At 44.8% G+C, this 24,132-nt stretch carries 21 protein-coding genes; 5 read left to right on the top strand and 16 right to left on the bottom strand.

Going from position 1 to position 24,132, the window contains the following annotated elements; genetic code table 11:
- Window positions 1-30: 30 nt before the first annotated feature.
- Window positions 31-1,257 (top strand): glucose-1-phosphate adenylyltransferase, encoded by a 1,227-nt coding sequence (locus tag CRO25_RS03425; RefSeq protein ID WP_063562819.1) that lies wholly within the window; start codon window positions 31-33, stop codon window positions 1,255-1,257.
- Between the two features lie 66 nt (window positions 1,258-1,323).
- On the opposite strand, the gene CRO25_RS03420 is transcribed toward CRO25_RS03425, so the two are convergent.
- The 5 genes from CRO25_RS03420 to CRO25_RS03400 form a co-directional block, all read right to left on the bottom strand.
- Window positions 1,324-2,823, bottom strand: coding sequence for a cell wall metabolism sensor histidine kinase WalK (locus CRO25_RS03420; protein WP_079693915.1), 1,500 nt, complete (start codon window positions 2,821-2,823; stop codon window positions 1,324-1,326).
- Window positions 2,820-3,518 carry a response regulator transcription factor gene (locus tag CRO25_RS03415; protein WP_063562821.1) on the bottom strand — a complete coding sequence of 233 codons (699 nt, stop codon included), beginning with the start codon at window positions 3,516-3,518 and terminating at the stop codon, window positions 2,820-2,822. The genes CRO25_RS03420 and CRO25_RS03415 overlap by 4 nt, the downstream gene beginning before the upstream one ends.
- Window positions 3,511-4,710 (bottom strand): hypothetical protein, encoded by a 1,200-nt coding sequence (locus CRO25_RS03410; RefSeq protein ID WP_079693916.1) that lies wholly within the window; start codon window positions 4,708-4,710, stop codon window positions 3,511-3,513. Before CRO25_RS03410 ends, CRO25_RS03415 begins: the two co-directional genes overlap by 8 nt.
- Before the next feature lie 142 nt (window positions 4,711-4,852).
- Window positions 4,853-5,578, bottom strand: coding sequence for a phosphonate ABC transporter ATP-binding protein (locus tag CRO25_RS03405; protein WP_079693917.1), 726 nt, complete (start codon window positions 5,576-5,578; stop codon window positions 4,853-4,855).
- An 83-nt stretch (window positions 5,579-5,661) separates the two neighbouring features.
- Window positions 5,662-6,852, bottom strand: a complete 1,191-nt coding sequence (locus CRO25_RS03400; protein ID WP_079693918.1) for an MFS transporter — start codon at window positions 6,850-6,852, stop codon at window positions 5,662-5,664.
- Window positions 6,853-7,061: 209 nt separating this feature from the next.
- Between CRO25_RS03400 and CRO25_RS03395 the strand changes: the two genes are divergently transcribed.
- A complete protein-coding gene (locus CRO25_RS03395) occupies window positions 7,062-7,982 on the top strand; it encodes a helix-turn-helix transcriptional regulator (protein WP_063562824.1) in 921 nt (306 codons plus the stop codon).
- Between the two features lie 42 nt (window positions 7,983-8,024).
- Entirely contained in the window at window positions 8,025-8,789 is a 765-nt protein-coding gene (locus tag CRO25_RS03390) for an HAD family hydrolase (RefSeq protein WP_072733280.1), read from the top strand.
- An 87-nt stretch (window positions 8,790-8,876) separates the two neighbouring features.
- Here CRO25_RS03390 and CRO25_RS03385 read toward each other — a convergent pair whose 3' ends face one another.
- From CRO25_RS03385 to pdhA, 9 genes are all read right to left on the bottom strand, one after another.
- Window positions 8,877-11,225, bottom strand: a complete 2,349-nt coding sequence (locus tag CRO25_RS03385) for a type IA DNA topoisomerase (protein ID WP_079693919.1) — start codon at window positions 11,223-11,225, stop codon at window positions 8,877-8,879.
- 125 nt (window positions 11,226-11,350) lie between these two features.
- Window positions 11,351-11,818: a Fur family transcriptional regulator gene (locus tag CRO25_RS03380; protein ID WP_024633997.1), complete on the bottom strand. Its 468-nt coding sequence runs from the start codon at window positions 11,816-11,818 to the stop codon at window positions 11,351-11,353.
- A gap of 303 nt (window positions 11,819-12,121) precedes the next feature.
- Window positions 12,122-13,609 (bottom strand): glutamate synthase subunit beta, encoded by a 1,488-nt coding sequence (locus tag CRO25_RS03375; RefSeq protein ID WP_024633996.1) that lies wholly within the window; start codon window positions 13,607-13,609, stop codon window positions 12,122-12,124.
- Between the two features lie 625 nt (window positions 13,610-14,234).
- A complete protein-coding gene (locus CRO25_RS03370) occupies window positions 14,235-14,723 on the bottom strand; it encodes a dihydrofolate reductase (RefSeq protein ID WP_079693920.1) in 489 nt (162 codons plus the stop codon).
- A 29-nt stretch (window positions 14,724-14,752) separates the two neighbouring features.
- Window positions 14,753-15,547 carry a thymidylate synthase gene (gene thyA, locus CRO25_RS03365; protein WP_063562828.1) on the bottom strand — a complete coding sequence of 265 codons (795 nt, stop codon included), beginning with the start codon at window positions 15,545-15,547 and terminating at the stop codon, window positions 14,753-14,755.
- Window positions 15,548-15,881: 334 nt separating this feature from the next.
- Window positions 15,882-17,297, bottom strand: coding sequence for a dihydrolipoyl dehydrogenase (gene lpdA, locus CRO25_RS03360; RefSeq protein WP_024630356.1), 1,416 nt, complete (start codon window positions 17,295-17,297; stop codon window positions 15,882-15,884).
- A gap of 3 nt (window positions 17,298-17,300) precedes the next feature.
- Entirely contained in the window at window positions 17,301-18,614 is a 1,314-nt protein-coding gene (locus CRO25_RS03355; RefSeq protein ID WP_072733282.1) for a dihydrolipoamide acetyltransferase family protein, read from the bottom strand.
- A gap of 175 nt (window positions 18,615-18,789) precedes the next feature.
- On the bottom strand, window positions 18,790-19,767 hold the full coding sequence (locus CRO25_RS03350; protein ID WP_072733283.1) for an alpha-ketoacid dehydrogenase subunit beta: 978 nt from the start codon (window positions 19,765-19,767) through the stop codon (window positions 18,790-18,792).
- Window positions 19,768-19,872: 105 nt separating this feature from the next.
- Window positions 19,873-20,940 (bottom strand): pyruvate dehydrogenase (acetyl-transferring) E1 component subunit alpha, encoded by a 1,068-nt coding sequence (gene pdhA, locus CRO25_RS03345; protein ID WP_053780908.1) that lies wholly within the window; start codon window positions 20,938-20,940, stop codon window positions 19,873-19,875.
- Between the two features lie 255 nt (window positions 20,941-21,195).
- On the opposite strand from pdhA, the gene CRO25_RS03340 reads away from it, so the two are divergent.
- The gene (locus tag CRO25_RS03340) at window positions 21,196-21,930 is read left to right on the top strand and encodes an esterase family protein (RefSeq protein ID WP_063562831.1); all 735 of its coding nucleotides are present in this window, start codon (window positions 21,196-21,198) and stop codon (window positions 21,928-21,930) included.
- Window positions 21,931-22,086: 156 nt separating this feature from the next.
- Here the strand turns inward: CRO25_RS03340 and CRO25_RS03335 are convergent, their stop codons facing one another.
- Window positions 22,087-22,557, bottom strand: coding sequence for a low molecular weight protein-tyrosine-phosphatase (locus tag CRO25_RS03335; RefSeq protein ID WP_079693921.1), 471 nt, complete (start codon window positions 22,555-22,557; stop codon window positions 22,087-22,089).
- A 1-nt stretch (window position 22,558) separates the two neighbouring features.
- A complete protein-coding gene (locus CRO25_RS03330; protein WP_064640785.1) occupies window positions 22,559-23,227 on the bottom strand; it encodes a trimeric intracellular cation channel family protein in 669 nt (222 codons plus the stop codon).
- A 187-nt stretch (window positions 23,228-23,414) separates the two neighbouring features.
- Here CRO25_RS03330 and CRO25_RS03325 point away from each other — a divergent pair, with 187 nt between their 5' ends.
- Window positions 23,415-24,056 (top strand): thiamine diphosphokinase, encoded by a 642-nt coding sequence (locus CRO25_RS03325; RefSeq protein WP_063562833.1) that lies wholly within the window; start codon window positions 23,415-23,417, stop codon window positions 24,054-24,056.
- Window positions 24,057-24,132: the final 76 nt, after the last annotated feature.

Here is a 24,132-nt window from a genome sequence, read left to right as displayed (position 1 = left end):
CTGGACAAATATCTTGGGAGGGAAACGATTATGTTTAATAAAGATTGCATCGCTATGCTGTTGGCGGGAGGAGAAGGGAAGCGATTAGCCCCTTTAACCTCAAGTATCGCAAAACCCGCTGTACCGTTTGGCGGGCACTACCGGATTATCGATTTTCCTCTCAGCAACTGCGTAAACTCAGGCATCGACACTGTAGGTGTTCTGACGCAGTATCAAGCTGATTCATTACATGATCACATTGGTGGAGGAGAACCTTGGGGACATGGTACTTCAAGTGAGGCAGGAATTTCCTTACTTCCATCTTATCATACAGGAAATGACGAATACTTGGGAACCGCGGATGCTATTTATAAAAATATTGACTATATTGACCAACAAAACCCCGAAAATGTTCTAATTTTGTCGGGTGACCATATCTATCATATGAATTATCGTGAAATGCTGGAAGCTCATACAGCGAATGAAGCGGTAGCGACGATCTCCGTTATGGAGGTTCCTTGGGAGGAAGCCCATCGCTTCGGCATTATGGCAGCGGATGAGAATCTGAGAGTTACCGAGTTTGCCGAGAAACCGGCCGAACCGAAAAGTAATTTGGCTTCCATGGGCATTTACATGTTCAAATGGGAATATCTGAAGCGCCACTTGCTCGAAGATGCCGCTAATCCGGAATCCAGCCATGACTTCGGTAAAGATGTGATTCCTCAAATGTTGAATGAGAATACCCCTCTTTTCGTATATAACTTCAATGGTTATTGGAAAGACGTGGGTACCGTGAAGAGTTTATGGGATGCGCACATGGATCTGCTTCATAACGATGAAGACTGGAGCCTGCAAAAAGAAGACTGGCCAATGTTTACTCGTGACTGGAGAACTAAACCAAGTGCATACAAAGCACGTAATACACGTGCTGAGCTCCTGCACTCCATGATCCATGAATCCTGCTCCATTGATGGCCGGGCTGAACGTTCTGTTATTTTCTGCGGAGCCGAAGTTGGTAAAGGTTCTGAAGTTAAAGACAGCGTGATTATGCCAAATGCACGGGTAGGTCGCGGTGTTCACATCGAACGCGCCATCATTGGCGAAGGTGCCATTATTAAAGACGGTGCCATTGTCAAAGGTACGGCGGATGAAATCGTGGTTGTCGGACCAAATGAGATTGTCTCCGCCAAACCGGCTGTACGTACACAACCTGTACGCATGCTGAAAGATGTTTATGAAAAAAGTGGGCGTCTGCGCGCTGGTGAACTTTCTTCATAAGCTAAAGAAAAGGCGAGCCATATATGGCTCGCCTTTTTGGTGCGAAAACAATATTTATGCAAAAATTCAATTTTTTTTCGGATCAGACTCACCTTGAGTTAACTTCGTATCGAGAGTCACTTCGGCTTCATCATTCTGCATTATGGATTCCTCCACCGTCTCTTCCTCCGGTAAAGCTGGTAATGTCACCGTAACAGTTGTTCCCGTTCCGAGTTCACTTTGCATGATAATTGTTCCCTCATGCAGTTCTACCAGTTCCTGCGTAATAGCAAGCCCGAGCCCTGTTCCACCATTCTGGTGATTGACCTGGAAGAAGCGATCACGCACCTTGATTAAATGCTCTTCACTGATACCAATACCCGTATCCTGCACAGCAGCTATAATCTGCCCGTCTTCTTCTTTGACCGATAAAAAGATCCATGAATTCTCATGGGAGAATTTGATCGCATTGTCTACAATGTTCAGGAAGACTTGTTTTAGTCTGTTACCATCCCCAAAAACATTGAAAGCACGATTTTCATCGCTTTCCAACTTGAGATGTATCTGTTTTTGCTCAGCTTTTGCCCAAACATTCAACATAGTTTCCTGAACAATCTCACGAATGCTGACGGTCCCTTTCACCAACTTCATCTGATTTTGCTGCAATTTGGAGAAATCGAGCATCTCTTCTACGAGTCCGATCAGACGCTCCGTTTCTTTAGAGATAATACTCATTCCAATCCTCGTTTCATCCGGATCGTATCCACCGGAGTCCAGCGTCTCACTCCACCCTTTAATACTGGTCAGGGGCGTTCGCAATTCATGAGAAATGGAAGAAATAAAATCGTCTTTGATCTGATTGCTGCGCACAATTTCATGTGCCATAAAATTCAGAGTGGATGCCAGTTCGCCTAATTCATGTTTGTAGTTGCCCTTAACTCTCACATCCAGACGTCCTCGGGCCATCTGAGCGGACACTGCCGTAATATTGTTAATCGGTCGTACAATGGAATTGGCCATACCTATACTAATAATCAAGACAATTGCCAGTACGCCAACACCTACTGCAATCGCAAGCATCCCCATGAACAATAACTTGGAATTCACATTTTCGAGCGATGTTAGGTATCGAATAACATACGTATTTTCGCCGCCTAGATCAAACTTGTGGGAAACGGCCATGACCTGCTCTCCCGTGGCGGGTTGTCTGCCTACCCAACGTCCCATACCGCCATTTAACGCCTGTTGAATATCACTCGTTTGCAGAACGGCACGGTCAGATTCAAATGCAGTCGAACTCGCTAACACATGACCGTTCAGATCCAGAATCTCAAGTTCTGTATTAGATAATTCCAAATTAACAAGTAGTCTGGACAGGTTATTTCCATCTTCCGAATTACTCTCACGAGCTAGAGGCTCAAAAAAATCCTTCGAATTGGAGATATGGGTACTGATTGTATTGTAGATACTCTCATAATAATATCGTTGCACCGCCAGCATAAATACGAATTCCACCAACAGCAGAGCCAGAAAAACTACAATGAAGTAATGTAGTACAATCTGTCGTGTGATGCCTTTTTTGATCATTGATCCCGGCCCTTCCATTTGTAACCGTGACCCCATACAGTCTGCAGGTATTCAGGTTCGGAAGGATTGTTCTCAATTTTCTGGCGCAAGCGGCGAATATTTACGTCCACGATTTTGGGATCACCCATATACTCTTTGCCCCATACGTGATCCAGCAGTACATCTCGACTAAGCGGTGTGTTTTCCTTTTCCAAGAAAAATTGAATCAAGGAAAATTCGGTTGGTGTTAACTCAATTAATTCATTTTGTTTCTTAAATTGCTTGGAGATTAGATCCAGCGAGAACGGCCCTGATTGGAACGTTACCTTTGCAGCCGTCTCCCGGTGAACATTGACTCGGCGCAACAAAGATTGTATACGTGCAATCAGCTCGGTTGGACTAAACGGCTTACTTACGTGATCGTCCGCGCCAACGGAAAGCGCATATACCTTGTCCTGCTCCTGTACTTTGGCTGTGAGGAAAATAATTCCCAGACGTTCATTCGTTTCACGAATACGACGACACACTTCAAATCCGTCAATTCCAGGAACCATAACATCCAGCAAAGCCAAGTCGATATCTGGTACGGATTGTAAAATGCGAAGCGCCTCGTGTCCATCTCCCGCTTCAAGCACTTCAAACCCGTTTCTTTTCAAATTAATAACAATAAAACTGCGGATGGATTCTTCATCCTCTAGAATAAGTACTTTACTCATTAAGTTCTTCCTTTCTATTCAGTTGCGGTATATTGTCAAGCAATCCATCATCGGCATCCAGTTGTGCACCGCGGGAAGCAATGACCCGATCGTTCGTTCGGGTAATCTCTTTCCAACTTTTGCCTTTTTCCTGTTCCCACTGAGAAAGCGTGAAATATTTTATTTCACCTACGGTTTCATCCGTATCAATCATTTTAAAACGAATGTATTTTTCTTTTTCCGATTTGGTATCAATGGTAATCTTCCCATACCACTCTGCCTTCAGATTCAAGTGGAATAAGTCAGCATCATCCCGATATTGGAATGAGACAAATTTCTTATCATCCTTGCCATCCCATTGATAAAAGGTATAGAACCACATCCGGGAATCAAATACGTAATGTTCCCAGCCTTTAGGCGTTTCCTTCAAGCCAAACTCAATAATACCATCATTGTCGACATCACCGCTTAAAATTTTGTCATCTCTGTAGGTTTGATCAGGCGATTTAAAAGCATTCACTAACTTGTTATCTTTTACGTATATGATCTGTGAGAATGTACTACGGTCATCCAGCTCTGAATCCAGTACAATACCCACTTTATCTTTGGCAATCTGACCACCGAGAGCATTATATATCTCTTTCACAGTATAGTCCGTCTGCATTCTGTCAACTTCCTTGAAACTTCCTTCGTCGTACTGATACAACGCAATAGATGCAAATCCGCTATTGTTCAGGGATACGATTGCGAAATCATTTTTCTTGTCCCCGTTTAGATCGAGGGTGTTCCCTTGAACATCATCTATAATATATTGATTATACGGAACACCACCCAACACTTGTTCAAGTGCTCCAGCTTTATAAGAATAAGCAGTTAATGCTTTCTGTTCTTGTAAACTTACACCCAAGATAATATCCGGATTCCCATCATTGGTAATGTCCAAAACTTTGAACGATTGCAGTTCATTCCCCGGAACATCAAATGTCAACTTCTTAACCCATGAATCCCCCTGCTCTTCCAACAACATTCCATGAATTCGCACGTTCTCATTCGGGGTCTCATAGAAAACGATGGCTTCCCGAGTACCATCTCCGTTTAGGTCTTCAACACGAATCATACTGGTATTATTCATGTCTTTGGGGCGAATCAATTTGCTTTCGGGTGGCTGTTCCCGCTGAACCACATTTAATAATTTTTCCTTGTCTGTAGACATCATTGGTTTTCTCATCAAACCCTTAGGATCGCTTATGACAGTACATCCGCTAAGGACTGAACCGAGCAAGATACTTACTGCTCCCCCCGCTAACAGGCGCCCCCACCGTGAATTAAGCAAATTCATCACTCTTTTCAATAGTTTAAATCATATTTTTTTCTTGCTGTGTCAACCGACGTCCACGTATATCAAAAGCAATCTTGCCTTCTGCAAGACCCCAGATGCGGGTCGCATGTTTCTCTGCCATCTCAATCGGCAATACTGCAATTACGGTAGCCCGTTCCTCTTCGCACAATTTGCGCAGTGTTTCCAGCACCGTATCTGCGGTATGAGGATCAAGTCCGATGACAGGTTCATCCGCCAAAACAACTTTGGCGCCATGCGCCAGCGCTCGGGCAATCGCAACACGCTGCTTCTCGCCACCGCTGAGTTTCTCTGCCGTCTGGTGTGCTTTATCCAGCAATCCGAGCCCTTCCAGATAATCCATCGCACCCATATAATCATCGGAACGAACCATACCTGTTACCATTCTCCATAGAGGAGTTTGACCAGAACGACCGATCAATACATTTTTCAAAGCTGTACGTCTCGGATACAATTGCGGATTCTGTTCCAAGTATGCCCATTCCCGTTTAATTTTCCGTTTTCCAGACCAACCTTCTTTTATAATCTCGGCGCCGTCCACCGTAAATCGACCACTGTCCCATTTTTCCATCATAGCAAGGCATTTAAGCAGCATGCTTTTTCCGCTGCCACTTGAGCCCACTACACCAATCATTTCTCCCTGTTGCATATCGAATCGTATATCCCGCAGAATCGGAACCCGGTCCGCTCCAACGGATTTGCTTAAACCCTCAACTCTGATCATCGCGATGTCTCCTCTTGTCCATGTTTTTCCCTACTACTAGTGTACTCGGAAATGGACATCAATTTCCATGCGAACACCAGCTTCTATTTTACCACAGATTCGAGCATAGGTTTACGACGAAATAATACACCTGCTGCACCAAAAAGAAGATACATGAATCCAAGCAAAATAAACATGCTTCCTGGTGAAATCCAGTTAATCACTTGCCCACCCAGATTCGGTCCAATGATGCTTCCAATTGTAAAATGAAATGAGGCCACCACGTTCGCTGCAGGCAGCAGCGCTTTTGGCAAAATATCTGCGGCATAGGCCAGGCCAAGCGAGAAAAATGAACCTACCAGACCTCCTGCTATGGTCAACAGCACAAGTGTCCACCAGAAATGTGTGCCGGCCACAGGAACCAGCATGAAGATGATACCTCCTGTAATACCAGCAAACATTAACGTTTGCTTTCGACCATAACGGTCACTCAACATACCTAGAGGTAATTGCAGAAACAGACCACCTATTCCGACAAAAGGCAGCAAGGACGATATCTGATTGGCATCCAAACCAATACGTAGCCCGTATACCGGAAAATTGCTGTTCATCCCGGCTTCCATGTAGCCATACAATAACGCAGGCAACAGCGCATACCATGCCCAGGCCAAGCTGCGACGGAAACGGCGTTCAGGCAGTTGTCCATGTTCGGCCTTTTCCGGCTTCGTATCGGGAAGCTTCATTAATACAAGCATAAGTACCGCAGCCATACATACGAATAATACCCAGAATGGAACGGCATCCCCAAACCCGAGCAGCTTGATTCCCAATGGGCCAATACTAAATCCTAAACCATAGGACATACCATATAAAGAGATGTAACGTCCGCGTTTTTCGGGTGCGGTCACCAGTAGTACCCATAACTGGGCAGAATAATGGAGTGCACTATCACCGATTCCGACAACGAGACGCAAAATAAACCAAATTTTGATATTCGGAAAATAAGGAAATAGAATCAGGGGAATCATGACAAATAACAGTCCGCCGATAATCAGCTTTTTGAAACCAATAGCTCCCAGCAGTCGTTCCGCCACCAAGGTCATGGCAAAAGAACCAACGTACAATGCGGCTGCATTCAATCCGTTCAAACCCGGCGAGACTCCTTTTTGCTCCAAGAAAATGGAGAGCACCGGCAATAAAAGTCCCTGGCTGATCCCCGCAACAACAATAACGGTAATCAGAATGAGATAGTTTGATGTAGAATGTGATAATTTGGGGGTGGTTATAGATGACACAAAATCATTCCTCCTGCAAGCATACAAAGAAAAATCGCCATCACTGACGACCTTTCGCATGTTATAACTATTCTATTGATCATGTATGGTTACGCCAGGCGTTTTGCCCTGGACTTGAACATTATAGTGGACAACGCCCTGCAAAACAAGCCATAATAGTACTTAAGTCGCTGCGTACATTTAGATGTGACGGGAGGATTCTGCATCATATGGCTTATCATGTTAAAATCGATGTTTCACCGATATATGAAATGCTCAACAGCTTTTTGGTATATGTAACGAAGAAGTGGATTCAACATCTGGATGTTGGCCCTGAATGGATCATTGAGGTGGAAGGCAAACTAAGTTCCAATGTTCGAGCAGCGCTCGCACCTGCTGCCACCTGGCCTTTTGATGACTTTGATGTATTATTTGCATGGGCGGCCTATCGGAACACTTCTAATGAGAATATTGATTTTCTGGATATGCTTGCTGGACTAACAGCCGAAGAGCTGTTCGCACGCGTATCTGTTCTGCTACCCCATCTTACAATAGAAGAATCTACACGTATTCGGGATAGCTATGTGCCACTTTTGCGACTCTGGGATCAGCATTACTGCCAGAATATGAGTGAGGATTATCGTACCTGGCTGGAGGAAGACGCTGAAGAGAAACGCGTACTGCTTGAAAAAATGGGGCCTGAACTCCTTATTGAATACGCTACTGCGGGTGTTCTGGTTGAACCGATGCCTGGACTGGATGAAGTTATCCTGTTTCCAACCGTCCACAACCGCCCCATTAATATGTACTGCTTCTATGAGGGCATGATGATCATGCAGTATCCTGTAGACGCACCCGAAGAGGATGAAGACCAACCACCAACCTGTCTGCTTCGTTTCACACATGCCCTGGCTGATCCGGAAAGACTCCGTCTTCTACGCTACGTGTCAGGTGAACCGAAGTCACTCGCTGAGATGTGTGAGGAGCTGGGTAAAGACGAGGATATGGTTAAAGATCAGGTTATGGCACTGCGCATCGCCGGACTGCTGCGAACCCATCTGCTCGGCAGTAATCGCAAGGAGAAATACAGTATTCGACCAGATGGCGTATCTGAATTGAATATGTTCCTGGAATCTTATATTCGCATATAAAATATGAACAACTGTGCTGCTGCTGCAAGGAGTGAATTGGATATGAAAATAATAAAACAACATATTTTGTTTGATCTAGATGATACACTCGTGTATTGCAATAAATATTTCAACCTAGTGCTTGGTGAATTCTTCGAGAATATGCAGGAGTGGTTTGATGGACATGCCCTAACGGTTCAACAAATTAGGGAGAAACAGCTGGAGATTGATGTAACCGGGGTCAACAAACTGGGATTTGCAAGTCACCATTTCCCGCAATCCCTTATTGATACCTACCGTTACTTCTCCCAGAAGTTCTCAAAGCCAACCTCTCATCAAGAAGAGTCTTACCTCACCAAATTGGGAATGAGTGTTTATGACCAAGAGGTTGAACCTTATCCTCATATGGTCGAAACGCTGGAGAATCTTAAATCAGCTGGACATGCCCTCTACCTGTATACAGGTGGAGAAACCGTAATTCAGCAGCGGAAGATTGACCAGATGAAGCTCTCGGCTTATTTCGATGACCGGATCTATATTCGGCAACATAAGAACATTGAAGCGCTCGAAGGCATTCTTTCAACTGGACCGTTTGAACGTCGTGCAACTTGGATGATTGGAAACTCACTGCGCACAGACATCATGCCAGCAGTGACGGCCGGCATCCATAGCATATATATCAAACAGCCGAACGAATGGCAATACAACATGGTGGAGCTTCAACCTAATCCAGAGACATCGATGTATACCATTACTGCCCTGGAAGAGGTACCGAAGGTCATCCATGAAAATATACAACAGCAGCAACAAAAAAGGACCCTTGGATAAGGGTCCTTTTCTTATTTAATTATAATAGGATTTGGCGCTGGTATATCAGCCTTCACGTTCTTCTTTCTGCTTTTACATCCAATACACCTATGCATCCTGCTTTTCCGCAGATAGCTTACCTGTTACCTTATCTTGCAAAATAATACGTGCCTTCACCGTACTTCCGTCTTTTCGTTTAAAAGCCAGTACTTGAGTACTTCCCTTTTCAATTAACGCTTTTAACATCGTACTGGTGATTTTCTTGCCGACGTACTCTTTCCATATGACAAAGCCGCAGCCTTCCTTAAACCTTGTACAGCCATAACCTTTTTTTCCTTCAATAATCTGACCGGTGCAACCCGGTGATGGACAGGATGCCAGCGTTTCACGAACGCTCGGTTGACTGGAAGTCGAAGTTCGCGTTTGTGCCGTTGCATTCGCAACACTGCCAGTTCTGGATGACGCTCCCGACGTTTGACGTGAAGGCTTCGAACCTACAATGGTACTTGAGCCAGTACCTGATGTCTTGGTAGAAGTAGTTCTAGTGCTGGTTCTCTGGGTTTTGGCTCCTTTGCCTTTACCCCGTCCCCCACGTGTGTCTTCCCCAAAAGCATCCGCTGGTGCGGGTGCCTGCACACGTACTTTATCAATAATGGACATCGTAAATTTTTTGACATTCTCCATAAACTTGTCCTGGCCCGCTTCACCTTTGGAAATTTGGTACAGTCTTCTTTCCCATTGGCCCGTCATTTCAGGAGAAGTTAACAGATCTACGCCTGCCTTACGAATTAGCTCGATAGCTGTCCGACCCTTCAACGTCAGTTGCATCTTTTTACCCTGCATCGTAATGTAACCCACGTTTTTGAGTCGTTCGATCGTTGCCGCACGAGTCGCAGGTGTACCCAGTCCACTGTCCTTCATTGCATCACGTAGCTCTTCATTCTCGATCTGTTTCCCTGCACTCTCCATTGCTTTTAGCAACGTTCCCTCAGTATAACTCTTGGGAGGCTGTGTCGCCTTCTCCTTGAATTCACTCTTGGTACATTGAACAGGCAATTCAGGTTGAACGGCAAAGGCCTTGTCCGTCCATTCCTCTGCTTCCTCTTCTTCGTTGCTATTTTTCTTTGTCTTTTTCTTGCCTGTCTGCTCCTGATCCGAAGTTCCCAGTACCACCTTCCACCCCAGTGACAGCAGTTCTTTCACAGATGTCTTGAACTGGTGCTTCTCAACGTCAGTGAGCACGGTATGCTGCTTATACTCTGCTGGCGGATAGAAATGAGATAAGAAACGTCTTACGATCAGATCATAGATATTCTGTTCATCCTTGGATAACGTACCCGGTCGTTTCAATGTAGGCAAAATCGCATGGTGATCCTCAACTCTGGATGGGTTACATACACCCTTGTTACCTTTATGAACAAGTTCAGGTTTCGCTCCTTGCGCCAGTTCACTATAAGGTCCATTTTTAAGCAGATTCAGCGTTTTGTGCATACCTTCAATATTCTGTTCCGTAACATAGTTTGAATTGGTCCGTGGATAAGAGATCACTTTATGTTTCTCGTAAAGCGCCTGTGCAATATCCAACGTTTTCTTCGCTCCATATCCATACTTGGCATTTGCTTCACGCTGCAAAAGGGTCAGATCATACAAGCGGTATGGATACTCCTTGGTCTGTTTTGCTTCGTACTTGGTAATTTGTCCCGTCTTCCCCTTCACACTGGTCGCAATCGATTCAGCAATGGCGGGGTCGGATAGCTTGTCCCCTTGACGTAATCCCCTGTACTCCACTCCTTCTTGACGAAACCATGCGGCTACTTCATAAAAGGTCTGGGACTGGAACGCTTCAATCTCGATTTCCCGATCATAGATCAAGGCCAGTACCGGAGTCTGCACCCGGCCTACAGAGAGCAAGGCATTATGTCGAGTAGTGAAAGCCCGGGATGCATTCATGCCAATCAGCCAATCCGCTTCACTACGAGCCCTGGCAGCATGGGTCAAATTCTCAAATTCCGAGGCATCTTTCAAACCGTCAAAACCACGTTTAATACTCTCAGCGGTCAGGTCCGATATCCACAGACGTTTGACAGGCTGACGCAGCTTCAACTGTTGTTGAATTAAGGCAAAAATATACTGTCCCTCTCGCCCTGCATCACAAGCATTAACGATGGCCGATGCCCTTTTTGCAAGTTCTCCGATCATTTTCAGTTGATCTTTCGTTCTGGGGTTGGGTACAATCTTGAACTGATCCGGAATGATCGGCAGGTCGCCGATATTCCAGCGCTTGTACTTTGAATCATAGGCATCCGGTTCAGCAAGTCCCAATAGATGACCAATCGCCCAGGTGATAATGTAATGCTCACCTTCCAAATAATTGCGATTGTTCTTGGCTCTTGGTTCTATGACGGCGGCAATGGTTCGGCCCATGTCGGGCTTTTCCGCAATAACCAGTGTCTTCATCCGTCCATCTCTCCTCCTTCACCGTCCAGATGACGGCAAAAAGGGGCCTTCCGCCCACGGAAGCCCCTTGCTTCTGAAACTTATTATATCAGATTTTGGTTGCGGGAGCATCCTCCCCATTGGATTTACCCTGCTGCCTGTTCATTCAAAGCCTGCTTCGCTCTGCACTCTTTGCATACGCCCTGAAAATCAAGACGATGGTCTGTAACGGCAAAGCCGTACTGACGCTCGATTTGTTGTTCCAAACGAAGCAAGCCATCCTCCATGATCTCTTCTACAGTGCCACACTCTGTGCAAATCAAATGATGATGGTGATGTGAGCCATCCGTACTTCGCAGGTCGAAGCGCGCAGCACCGTCCCCAAAGTTAATCTTTTCTACGACCTGTAGGTCACTAAGCAGTTCAAGCGTACGATATACCGTAGCCAAGCCAATCTCGGGGAATTGTTCCTTGACTAGCAGAAATACTTCCTCTGCGCTAAAATGATCCTTCTCATGCTCAAGTAACACACGTACCGTAACTTCTCGTTGCTGTGTCAGCTTATACCCTTTTGCAACCAACTGTTTTTTAATGTCATCAATCTGTTCTGAAATGGATTTGTCCCGGTTACTTGCCATAAAGATTGCACCTCCGGATATTATAATTTCACAATTCGTGTAGTTTTTAATTAAGTGTCATTACGTTTCTTATTTATAATCATTATAATGTAATAATAAATCTTTATGAGATAAAAAGCAATGCTATACCTCACAGTTGTCTAAAATAATTGTAGCTGAACGTCTCATGTTATCTTAAAAACAACAAAAAACCCCCGCTAATTGCGAGAGTTTTATTGAATCAGTTATATATTTTATTAAAAAATTGCAAATCCATATCCATATGCGGCTCATTATTCTTTATACGAGAACTGTAGCACCCATCAAGTATTTGTCCACTTCACGGGCAGCTTCACGGCCTTCATTAATTGCCCATACAACCAGACTTTGACCACGACGCATGTCACCTGCTGCAAATACTTTATCCACATTGGTATTGTATTTTCCGTAACGCGCCTTAACATTGGTACGACGGTCTGTTGCAAGTCCGAGTTGCTCCACAAGAGTCTGTTCCGGTCCGTCAAAACCGATAGCAATCATGGCCATTTGAGCTGGGAAGACGCGCTCTGTACCCGGAATCGGCTGATAGATCTTACGTCCCGTCTCATCTACAATACGCTCGATTTGAACGGTGTGAAGTTCTTTGAGATTACCCTCGTCGTCACCCACAAATTTGGTCGTCATGATGGAGAACTCACGCGGATCGTCACCGAACAATGCTTTCGCTTCTTCCTGTGCATAATCAAGAGTATATACGTTCGGGAATTGTGGCCAAGGGTTGTTAATGCGATCACGTTCCATAGGAGCCTGAGTATGTGTACCAAATTGTGTAATGCTTCGACAACCATGACGAAGTGATGTAGCTACACAGTCGGAACCTGTATCCCCGCCACCGATGACGATAACATCCTTGTCCTGTGCTGACAGGTAGTTACCATCCTCAAGGTTGGAGTCCAGGTAACTTTTGATGCTGCCATTCAGGAAATCCATGGCGTAATGTACGCCTTTCAAGTCACTGCCTTCAATGTTAAACTCACGTGGTTTGGTTGCACCGCCGCACAGGACAACCGCATCATAATCATCCACCAGTTGCTGCGCAGCAATATCTTTACCGATCTCCGTGTTTGTTACAAATTGAATGCCTTCTGCTTCCAACAAATCAACACGACGCTGAACGACGTTTTTGTCCAATTTCATCGTAGGGATACCATACATCAGCAAACCGCCGACACGGTCGGAGCGCTCGTATACCGTTACCGAGTGACCTGCTTTATTTAACTGAGCTGCTGTAGCCAGTCCTGCTGGACCTGAACCTACAACTGCTACACGTTTACCCGTACGTTTCTCCGGTGGCTGGGGAACTACCCATCCTTCTTCAAAACCCTTTTCAATAATGGCTTCTTCAATCGTTTTGATGGTTACAGGTTCACCGATCAGTCCCACTGTGCATGAACCTTCACAAGGAGCAGGACAGACACGACCTGTAAACTCAGGGAAATTATTCGTTTTGTGCAGACGATCAAGCGCCTCTCTCCACAAACCACGATACACCAGATTATTCCATTCTGGAATCAGGTTATGCACAGGGCAGCCCGACGTTCCGCCAGTCATATCTATACCTGTATGGCAATACGGGGTACCACAATCCATGCATCGTGCACCTTGTGTTCTGAGCTCTTCTTCAGCCATATGTTTATGAAACTCTTCCCAATCCTTAACCCGCTCCGCTGGTTGGCGGTCCGCAGGCAGCTGCCGTTTGTATTCCATAAATCCAGTAGGTGTAGACATCTTACGTTTTCCCCCATCCGTTCTTGTCTTAATCCCTTCATCTGCATGGTTCTATATGAAATGGATTACTCATGTTTGAGTTTTTGTATATTGTATCACAAAATCTTCTCGAAGATATTTCAATTATAGTAGCACTTTGCATGCTGAATATTAAATGGATTATCCGAATAATTATTTGTATTTTATACATCATATCGTCCAAGTCTACCCATGGTCAATACCCTTAAAATGGTTATTTCTAAGGTTTGGCTGTACAAAACCAGGCGTTTAATTGATGAAAAAACGGACGAAACGTCATTTAAATGTGAGGTAATTTGTCATTAAAAACAACAATTTATGCTGTTTTAGGCTTCCAAATCCGAACAATAACTGATTTTAGGGCTTTACAACGGTGAATTCCCACAATTTTTATACTTTTTTACCACAGAGTGATTAAGGGGATATGTATTGCATTCATTTTTTCGTTATTTTTACGTCATATTTATGTCATTTATATGTTAATTCGTATTTATTTCATTCTATTTCTAAAAGAAAAGACGCTGTTCACGAATATTTCGCAAATCAGCGCCCCTATACTTCGTAAATAGCATATGTTTGGGCTCTTCTACTTCATCTTATGACCCTTTTACCGTTTTCGTTCGTAGAACTCAAACGTATATGCATAAACATTTTTTTCATCTTGCTCGCCTTCGATCTGTTCTGTTAGATCCCACTCCGACCAATCCACATCCGGGAAAAAAGTATCCCCCTCAAAATTCTCATGGATTTTGGTCACCACCAGACGATCTGCGAGCGGCAAAAACTCACGATAGACCTGGGAACCGCCAATGACGCAGAGCTCTTCGCCTTTTGTAACTTCCAGACCCTCTTCAATCGTATGCACCACTTCAGCCTGATTCGCTTGGTAGTTCAGATCTCTTGTTACAACAATATTCCGACGTTGCGGAAGCGGCTTGCCTCCAAAGGACTCCCATGTGTTACGTCCCATAATAATCGTTTTGTTCAACGTACGTTGCTTGAAAAAGGCCATATCTTTAGGCAAACGCCACGGAATGGAATTATTCAATCCAATGACACCATTCTCGCCCATCGCCCATACAAGTTCAATGCTCAAGATTTCACACTCCTTCAATCCGTGTCTGTTTATACGGCAATCGGGGCTTTAATACCCGGATGATGCTGATAGTTCTCAAACTCAAAATCATCAAACGTATAATCGAAAATGGAATCCGGCTTGCGCTTGATTACCAATTTAGGCAACGCGAACGGTTCACGCTCCAACTGCGTTTTCACTTGTTCCACATGGTTTGAGTAGATATGAACGTCCCCACCGGACCAGATGAACTCTCCCACTTCAAGATCACACTGCTGCGCAATCATATGTGTCAGCAGCGCATAGCTGGCAATGTTAAATGGCAACCCGAGGAACGTATCTACAGAACGCATGGTAAGCATACACGATAGTTTACCCTCAGCCACATAGAACTGAAACGCGAAATGACAAGGAGGCAATTTCATGTTGTTAATCTCCGCCACATTCCAGGCACTAACGAGGTGACGCCGTGAATCTGGATTATTCTTGATCGAATCAATAACGGCAGCAATCTGATCGATCTTCTCCCCGTTTGGTGCTTCCCAAGTACGCCATTGTGATCCATATACCGGACCTAGGTCGCCATTTTCGTCAGCCCAATCGTCCCAGATCTTCACGCCGTTTTCCTTGAGATAGGATATATTCGTATCCCCGCTCAAAAACCACAACAACTCATGAATGACTGATTTCAGATGGATTCGCTTAGTTGTTACCAGCGGGAACCCTTCGGATAGGTCGTATCTGAGCTGTCTGCCAAATACCGACTGTGTTCCAGTTCCGGTGCGATCTCCCTTATGCACGCCAGTATCCAAGATATCCTGTAATAAATCGAGATAGTTTTTCAAATTATATTCCCCTCGCACTTCTAATTTCATAGCAATAAAAACAAACAAGAACATTCACACAACTGGTGTTTGCTCCAATTTGCCTTATTTTTAAAAAAACAGCATCGACCTAAGCCCTCCGCTGTCATATTGGTTGTTACAGTGTACCACATTAAGCTTCTGATTGCATGGTGCTTAATTGATTTAAGTGCTACTGAACCTCATTAATTCATGTCATTAACAGGCTCTCTCTTTAGGTGTTCACATAAAAAAAGGGACAGACAACGCTGTAACACGTTATCCATCCCTTCTTGATTTACGTATAATGCCGGACGAATCCGAAGCTTAGACGATATTAGCGGGAAATGATGTGGATCGGATGACCCATAACCAGTTCCGCAGCTTCCATCACGATTTCACCCAAAGTAGGGTGAGCGTGAATAGTCAGCGCCAAATCTTCCAGAGTAGCACCCATTTCAATTGCGAGACCAAGCTCAGCAATCAGGTTGGAAGCTTCCAGACCTACGATTTGGCAACCCAACACGAGGCCGCTTTCTTCGTCAGCAACGATTTTCACGAAGCCTTCAGCGTGGTTCAAAGATACAGCACGGCCATTACCCGCATATGGGAATTTGCCAGCTTTTACTTTGTAGCCTTTTTCTTTAGCTTCTTTCTCAGTGTAACCTACGCTGGAGCACTCAGGATCTGTGAACACAACTGCAGGCATACATTTGTAGTCAACTACAGATGGTTGTCCTGCGATCGCTTCAGCAGCCACTTTACCTTCATAAGAAGCTTTGTGGGCAAGTGCCAGACCGGATACGATATCACCGATTGCAAAGATGTGAGGAATGCTAGTACGGCCTTGGTGATCAACTTTAACGAATCCACGCTCGTCAACGTCTACGCCAATCAGGTCCAGACCAAGCTCTCCGTCTGTATTTGGACGACGTCCTACAGTAACCAGCAGGTAATCTGCAGTTACTTCTTTGGATTCACCATTTACGGAATATTTAACAGTTACATCTTTATCCGTTTGCTCAGCACTTTCAGCTTTTGCACCCGTTACGATTTCGATGCCTGTTTTCTTCATGTTTTTAGCTACGAGGCTAGTCATGTCTTTATCGAAACCTGGCAGTACAGTATCCAAACCTTCGATGATTGTTACTTTAGCACCGAATTTAGAGTACATTTGGCCAAGCTCAGCACCGATATAACCGCCACCGATAACGATCATGCTTTTTGGAACTTCAGGCAAGTTCAGAGCTTCTGTAGAAGACAGAATGCGTCCGCCAAACGGGAAAGGTTTCAACTCGATTGGACGGGAACCTGTTGCAATGATTGCATTTTTAAATTTGTAACGTGGTGACTCGTGATCGTTGAATACACGAGCTTCGTTTTCGTTGATGAACATGCACTCACCGTTGAAAACTTCAACTTTGTTGCCTTTGAGCAAACCAGCTACGCCGCCAGTCATTTTCTTAACAACGCCGTTTTTGAATTCTTGAGTTTTGCTGAAGTCCACTTTTACGTTCTCTGCAGAGATACCAAAAGCTTCGCCATGCAATGCAGACTCATATTGGTGTGCAGCCGAGATCAGGGCTTTGGATGGAATACATCCGCGGTTCAAACAAACGCCGCCCAGTTCGGATTTGTCTACGATCAATACGCTTTGGCCCAGTTGAGCAGCACGGATGGCAGCTACATAGCCACCAGGACCCGCACCAATTACTAATGTGTCGATATTGAGAGAAGCGTCGCCTACTACCATATCTTACACCTCCATAACAAGCAGCTCAGGGTTAGCGAGCAGCTGTTTAATGTAGTTCATAAAGTTTTGTGCTGTTGCGCCATCGATGATACGGTGGTCGAAGCTCAGGGAAAGAGCCATTACAGGTGCTGCAACTACTTCGCCATTTTTGATAACGGCTTTTTCGCTGATGCGTCCAGTTCCGAGAATTGCAACTTCTGGGAAGTTGATGATTGGAGTAAAGAACATACCGCCAGCAGAACCAATGTTACTGATGGAGATTGTGCTTCCTCTCATTTCGTTCGCGCTCAATTTGCCATCGCGGCCACGAGCTGCCAGATCACGAATGGAATCAGCGATCATCCAGATGGATTTACGATCAGCATCTTTGATAACAGGAACGATCAAGCCGTTGTCTGTATCTGTAGCGATACCGATGTTGTAGTATTTTTTGTATACAATTTCATTAGCTTCTTCATCGATCATAGCGTTCAATGCTGGGAACTCACGGGAAGCTGCAACCAGAGCTTTAACGATGAATGGCAGATAAGTTACTTTTGTACCTTTTTTCTCAGCGATAGGTTTCATGCGAGTACGGAAAGCAACCAGTTCAGTTACGTCCACTTCGTCCATGATTGTAACGTGAGGTGCTGTGTAAGCTGATTTAACCATCGCATTGGAGATCGCTTTACGGATACCTTTGAATGGTACGCGCTCTTCTTCCACACGTTGATCAGCTGCAGCTGCTGCTGGTGCTGCGGATTTTTTCTCTTCTTGAGCCGGAGCTTCGGAAGATGCCACTGCGGAAGAACCGCCACCGTTTTTGAAGGATTCAACATCTTCTTTAGTAACTTTACCATTGTTGCCAGTACCGTTAACTTGAGCGATGTCTACGCCTTGTTCGCGAGCAAATTTACGCACGCTTGGTGTTGCCAGAACGTCCTTGGCAGGTACTGCCGGAACGCTGTTGTTTCCGCCTTCTTTAGCTGCATCCGAGCTGGAAGCTGCTGCTGAAGAACCGCTTGTGTCAGCTCCGCCTTGAGCTGCATCTTTTTCTTGATCGTCTGCAGGAGCGTCGTCTTGCTCAGGAAGCTCGCCTTCAGCATCGATGATTGCAACAACTTCGCCAACGTGGCAAACTTGGCCATCTTTTGCGAATACTTCTGTTACTGTGCCGTTAACCGGACAAGGTACTTCAACGACCGCTTTGTCATTCTGTACTTCCATGATGATGTCGTCGTCAGTTACTTTGTCACCGACTTTGATGTGCATCTTGATGATTTCGCCTTCGTGAAGGCCTTCGCCCAGTTCAGGGAATTTGTATTCAAATTTAGCCAACTGAAAAACCTCCTTGATTATGTCTCAATCCTGAAAACAACCCTTAACTCCAAGAAACAACCGTTACTGCTAGTGCAATAAACTGTTACTCAAGGGGCTAATGGCTGTTTACAGTGCAGCTTGCGCTGCGGTGTGGATCACCATACTGCGCCTTGCGGCATGTCAGATGATTAAATTAGAAATTTACGACTTTGTTAACCGCAGCAACGATACGTGCTGGGTTAGGAAGCCATGTATCTTCGATTTGTGCAAATGGATATACAGTATCCGGACCAGCTACACGCAGAACCGGTGCTTCCAAGTGCAGGATTGCTTTTTCATTGATTTGGGCAATGACTTCAGCTGCAACACCTGCGCTCTTTTGAGCTTCCTGTACAACAATTGCACGGTTTGTTTTCTTAATGGAAGCAACGATAGTATCGATGTCGATTGGGCTAACCGTACGAAGGTCGATAACTTCAACTTTGATTCCTTGTTTTTCGAGTTCTTCTGCTGCTTTCACAGAAGTGTGAACCATCATACCGTAAGTAACGATAGTTACATCAGAACCTTCACGAACAACGTTCGCTTTACCCAGCTCAACTGTGTAATCTTCTTCAGGTACTTCTGCACGGAATGCATGGTACAAGTTCAAGTGCTCCATGAAGAATACAGGGTCGTTATCGCGAATAGAAGCGATCATCAGACCTTTTGCATCGTAAGGGTTAGAAGGTACTACCACTTTAATACCCGGAGTTTGCGTAAGCAAACCTTCGAGGGAATCTGTGTGCAATTCTGCCGCTTTTACACCGCCACCGAATGGTGTACGGAATACGATTGGAGAATTATATTTACCGCCGGAGCGGAAACGCATACGAGCTGCTTGAACTACCATTTGGTCAAGGGCTTCGAAGATAAAACCAACGAATTGGATCTCGGCAACCGGACGGAAACCTTGAACACCCAAACCAACAGCCAGACCGCCAATAGCGGACTCAGCGAGTGGAGTATCAAATACACGCTCTTCGCCAAACTCTTTTTGCAGACCTTCCGTTACACGGAAAACGCCGCCTACATTACCTACGTCTTCACCGAAAAGCAGAACGTTAGGATCACGTTTCAACTCAACGCGAAGCGCATCACGGATTGCTTCTTTCATGTTCATTTGTGCCATTTGCTTCATTTCCTCCTTAAACATTGACAGTTCACATTTGAATTCATACATGTATACCGGGACACCGGAACCCGTCCCGGATGTTTATGCTTTATCGGAAAAAACTTATTGGAAATCAGCTTTTTGCTCTTCCAAGTGCTTAGGCGTTTGTTCGAACATGCTGTCGATCAAGCCTGAAATCGTCATTTTCTCGGTTTTTTCCGCTTTTTTGATCTCTTCGTTCACTTTTGCTTTTGCTTCTTCTTTCACACGTGCTGTATCTTCTTCAGTCCACAGACCTTTTTTCTCCAGATATTTAGCAAAACGTGCGATTGGATCTTTAGCATTCCATTCAGCCTCTTCTTCTTTTGTACGATACTTGGAAGCATCGTCAGAAAGGGAGTGAGGACGGAAACGGTAAGTTACTGCTTCGATCAGAGTTGCGCCTTCGCCGTTACGACCACGTTCAGCAGCTTCCTGAACCGCTTTGATAACTGCGAAGATGTCCATACCATCAATTTTAACACCTTTGATACCTGCTGCTACCGCTTTGTGAGCGATGGACAGAGCTGCCGTTTGTTTAGCAAAAGGAGTTGTGATGGCATAACCATTGTTTTGTACAAAGAAAATAACAGGCAATTTGTAAACACCAGCGTAGTTCAGACCTTCATAGAAGTCACCTTCTGAAGAACCACCATCACCTGTGTACGTAATTACAACTTGTTTTTGTTTCTTCAATTTGTAACCCATAGCAATACCCATTGCGTGCAGGATTTGTGCACCAATGATGATTTGCGGCATCAATACATTAACGCCATCCGGAATTTGTCCACCATGTTGGTGTCCACGGGAGTACAGGAACGCTTGATAAAGAGGAAGTCCATGCCACACGAGTTGCGGAATGTCACGATAGCCAGGACATACAAAGTCTTCTTTTTCAATTGCAAATTCACTACCAACCATTGTAGCTTCTTGACCAGATACTGGAGCATAGAAACCAAGACGACCTTGACGGCCCAGGTTTACTGCACGGTCATCCCAAGTACGGGTAAATACCATGCGATACATAATTTCTTTTAATTGATCGTCGGAAAGCTTAGGCATCATGTCTTTGTTAACGATTTCGCCGTCAGGAGACAGCACGGACAGAGCTTCTACATCCTCCGTATATACTTCATAAGGAACCTTGCTCATTTTTTTCTTCACCTCAACAAAAAATTTGAATATCAAGTTCCGCTGTTATAATATTATTATACACCTGTTTCACTGCATACGTCAAAGATATCCGTAATTTTTTTATGTTTCCTTCCGGATTGTATGTATAACAGGGGCTTAATATTGGTATAACAGCATAATACATGTTTGCGTATTTGACCTATCCCCGCACAAGGTTAATCTTACCGTATTGCGCGGTCGAATGCAAAAATTAACCGAGAAAGGTGACGTTTTATGACGGATTCCCGCTATTTGAAACGCACGATTGTAAAGGAAGAGATTGAGAGCCGCTATCTCGGAGAGAAGCGCACATTACGAATTTATCTTCCCCCAGGCTATAACGAATTGTTATCTTACCCTGTCGTATATTGTCAGGACGGTGAAGAATTTTTCAACTTTGGACGTATCGCCACCACTGCCAACCGCATCATTCTCGACGAGGGAGCCGAACCTTTCATTATAGTAGGAGTTCAGGTTGACGTGTCTGTAAGAACTCAGGAATACGCCCCTTTCGGCGATCGGTTCAAGGCGTATACCTCATGCTTCGCTGAAGAGATTATTCCCTATGTAGAAGAGAAATATCCTGTGCGCCGCTCTCCGCAGGAACGTGTTCTTGCCGGAGACTCACTGGGTGGCAGCGTTTCACTTCATCTTGCTCTACTCTATCCAGACCTGTTTACACGTGTCATCAGCATGTCTGGGGCTTACTACTCCGCTTCCCAGGAGATCTACGCTGCAGCTGAAGACTTGTCCTGGTTATCGATCTGGATGATTGTTGGTTTGCAGGAGACTGCCTTTGAAGCCGATACCGGCACATATGATTTTGTTCAATTGAACCGGGATACCCGTGATTTGCTCGAAAAACGAGGTGCGCTTGTCTCCTATCAGGAGAAAGACGGGCATCACCAATGGGGATTCTGGCAGAACGAGCTGCCGGAAGCATTGCTTTACTTTCTTCAAGAAAATTAATTGGATTATTGAACAGGCGGCTGAAATGCCGCTTTTGTTTTACATTCATGGTACCGCTTACATGAACGTTCAAAAAAGAAGCAGGCTCACCTGCTTGTCCGTTCCAGCTTCTTCTCTTGTATCACACAAGTCATTCCTAGAGAACATCACCGATTGTTATATCAAAGAATGTTCCTTCTCAATCCGATCCATCAACACGTCGCAGCCTGCATCAACCAGCCTGTATACTTCTTCAAAATTCCCTGTATAATACGGGTCGGGTACTTCACGGAGCGTCTCGTTCGGCAGCAGATCCATCATCTTGATAATTTCCGCATCCTCACCACCTGTTACACTTTTTACGTTAGCTGCGTTGGAATCATCCATGCATATAATGTAATCAAAATGTGTGAAGTCCGCACTCGCAAATTGTCTTGCCGCCATGTTGGCATAAGAAATTTGATATGAATCCAGCAATGATCGTGTCCCCTCATGCGGAGGTTTGGCAACATGCCAGTCTCCTGTACCTGCTGAGTCCACTGAAATCTGCTGATCAAGTCCTCTTTCACTCACTTTATGACGGAGGACAGCCTCAGCCATTGGTGAGCGGCATATGTTGCCCAAACATACAAACAAAACGTTAATCATGTTATTCCCCCTTACTCAAGGTGCGGTTAAGTGGCGCTGGTGTTGTCTGAGGTTTCACACTCTCCGTTTGTACCAGAGAACGACGAGGCAGCTTCCATTTATAATGAACAGAACACATTCGGAAGAACACAACTGCGGCGAAACATATTAACAGCCCAACGTTGGTTGTGAACCATCCCATACCTATGGCAAAACCAGCTGTTATTGCCCACACGGCATAAATTTCATCACGCAGTACCAATGGCTTCCTGCCAGCCAGCAGATCACGAATGATTCCTCCGCCTATACCGGTCATCACTGCGGCTACAATAACCGCACTAATGGGATGTCCCATATTGGCTGCGTATAACGCCCCTTGAATCGCAAATGCTGCAAGTCCAATCGCATCGAACAGCGCTTCTGTCCGCTTCCAGTGACCAATCCACTTAAGAGGTAGTACGAAAGCAATCGCTACAGATATAAGGGCGAGCATAATCAGCATTCCCTGGCTCCACAGCATCGTTACGGGTACACCAATGAGAACATTACGAATGACTCCGCCTCCAAATGCGGTCACGAGTCCCAGTACCAGCACACCTAAAATATCATATTCCTCTTCCATTGCCACGAAAGCTCCGGACATTGCAAATGCAATGGTACCTATAATGCTGAATACTTCAAAAATGTGCAAGTCCAACCTGTTCAAACCTCACTTTTCAAGTCATCTCCATGTTGCTCTACCCATTGTATCCGCGCATGCCGAAATTGTGCAACCACATTTTGTGGATTATACTGGTTTTGTGAATGATTTTTGCATCATTCTAACACCTTAATTAGAAGTGAATTGTTTCTTTATTGATTAGGAAGGATGAAATAGAATGACTAAGAAACGAATTGTTATTTTTACAGGGGGAAACCTCTCTCCTCAATTTCTAAAAGAAATCGGTAAGGATGACATCATTATCGCAGCTGATCGTGGGGCGTTGTTCTTAATAGAACATGGGATTCAACCACATATCGCAGTAGGTGATTTTGATTCCATTACCGAGCAGGAACGGGAGAAGGTACGAGATAACAGCGAACGGATAATCACCTGTGATCCTGTGCATAAGGATTTGACCGATACCGAGATGGCATTTGAAACAGCATTGGATCTTGAGCCTACTGACATTCTTATGTTGGGCGCAACGGGCACACGCATGGATCATACACTGGCTAACGTACATATTATGGTCCGCGCTATGCAGCATCATATTTCCTGTACTCTGCAGGATGAACACAATTATATGATGCTAACGACCTCCGAAGCTTTTGTGGAAGACCGCGGATATGAGTACATCTCCCTGCTCCCACTTACTAATGAAGTAACAGGTATCACACTGGAAGGTTTCATGTACCCGCTAGATCAAGCTACTATACGCATGGGACAATCTTTGGGGATTAGCAACAAACTGCTCGGAAAGTCTGGCACCGTCTCTATTGATAGTGGGTTATTACTCATTATTCAGAGCAAAGATTAACCTTCTGCCTATACTTATTACGTTTTTGTAACCTATGATTTTGATTAAAAATAAGAGTATAAAACAACAAAGACCC

This window comes from Paenibacillus sp. RU5M, from assembly GCF_900221055.1.
GTDB lineage: Bacteria > Bacillota > Bacilli > Paenibacillales > Paenibacillaceae > Paenibacillus > Paenibacillus marchantiae.
Note: the sequence above shows the minus strand (reverse complement) of the source record. Positions and strands in the feature narration are given on the sequence as shown.

What these genes read in the sequence shown, in the direction of transcription:
- CRO25_RS03375 (WP_024633996.1), bottom strand. Translation starts at nt 13,609, where the DNA reads ATGTCTACACCTACTGGATTTATGGAATACAAACGGCAGCTGCCTGCG.
- CRO25_RS03405 (WP_079693917.1), bottom strand. Translation starts at nt 5,578, where the DNA reads ATGATCAGAGTTGAGGGTTTAAGCAAATCCGTTGGAGCGGACCGGGTT.
- CRO25_RS03340 (WP_063562831.1), top strand. Translation starts at nt 21,196, where the DNA reads ATGACGGATTCCCGCTATTTGAAACGCACGATTGTAAAGGAAGAGATT.
- CRO25_RS03395 (WP_063562824.1), top strand. Translation starts at nt 7,062, where the DNA reads ATGGCTTATCATGTTAAAATCGATGTTTCACCGATATATGAAATGCTC.
- lpdA (WP_024630356.1), bottom strand. Translation starts at nt 17,297, where the DNA reads ATGGTAGTAGGCGACGCTTCTCTCAATATCGACACATTAGTAATTGGT.
- CRO25_RS03410 (WP_079693916.1), bottom strand. Translation starts at nt 4,710, where the DNA reads ATGTCTACAGACAAGGAAAAATTATTAAATGTGGTTCAGCGGGAACAG.
- CRO25_RS03415 (WP_063562821.1), bottom strand. Translation starts at nt 3,518, where the DNA reads ATGAGTAAAGTACTTATTCTAGAGGATGAAGAATCCATCCGCAGTTTT.
- CRO25_RS03335 (WP_079693921.1), bottom strand. Translation starts at nt 22,557, where the DNA reads ATGATTAACGTTTTGTTTGTATGTTTGGGCAACATATGCCGCTCACCA.
- CRO25_RS03325 (WP_063562833.1), top strand. Translation starts at nt 23,415, where the DNA reads ATGACTAAGAAACGAATTGTTATTTTTACAGGGGGAAACCTCTCTCCT.
- pdhA (WP_053780908.1), bottom strand. Translation starts at nt 20,940, where the DNA reads ATGAGCAAGGTTCCTTATGAAGTATATACGGAGGATGTAGAAGCTCTG.
- CRO25_RS03425 (WP_063562819.1), top strand. Translation starts at nt 31, where the DNA reads ATGTTTAATAAAGATTGCATCGCTATGCTGTTGGCGGGAGGAGAAGGG.
- CRO25_RS03385 (WP_079693919.1), bottom strand. Translation starts at nt 11,225, where the DNA reads ATGAAGACACTGGTTATTGCGGAAAAGCCCGACATGGGCCGAACCATT.
- CRO25_RS03420 (WP_079693915.1), bottom strand. Translation starts at nt 2,823, where the DNA reads ATGATCAAAAAAGGCATCACACGACAGATTGTACTACATTACTTCATT.
- CRO25_RS03390 (WP_072733280.1), top strand. Translation starts at nt 8,025, where the DNA reads ATGAAAATAATAAAACAACATATTTTGTTTGATCTAGATGATACACTC.
- CRO25_RS03350 (WP_072733283.1), bottom strand. Translation starts at nt 19,767, where the DNA reads ATGGCACAAATGAACATGAAAGAAGCAATCCGTGATGCGCTTCGCGTT.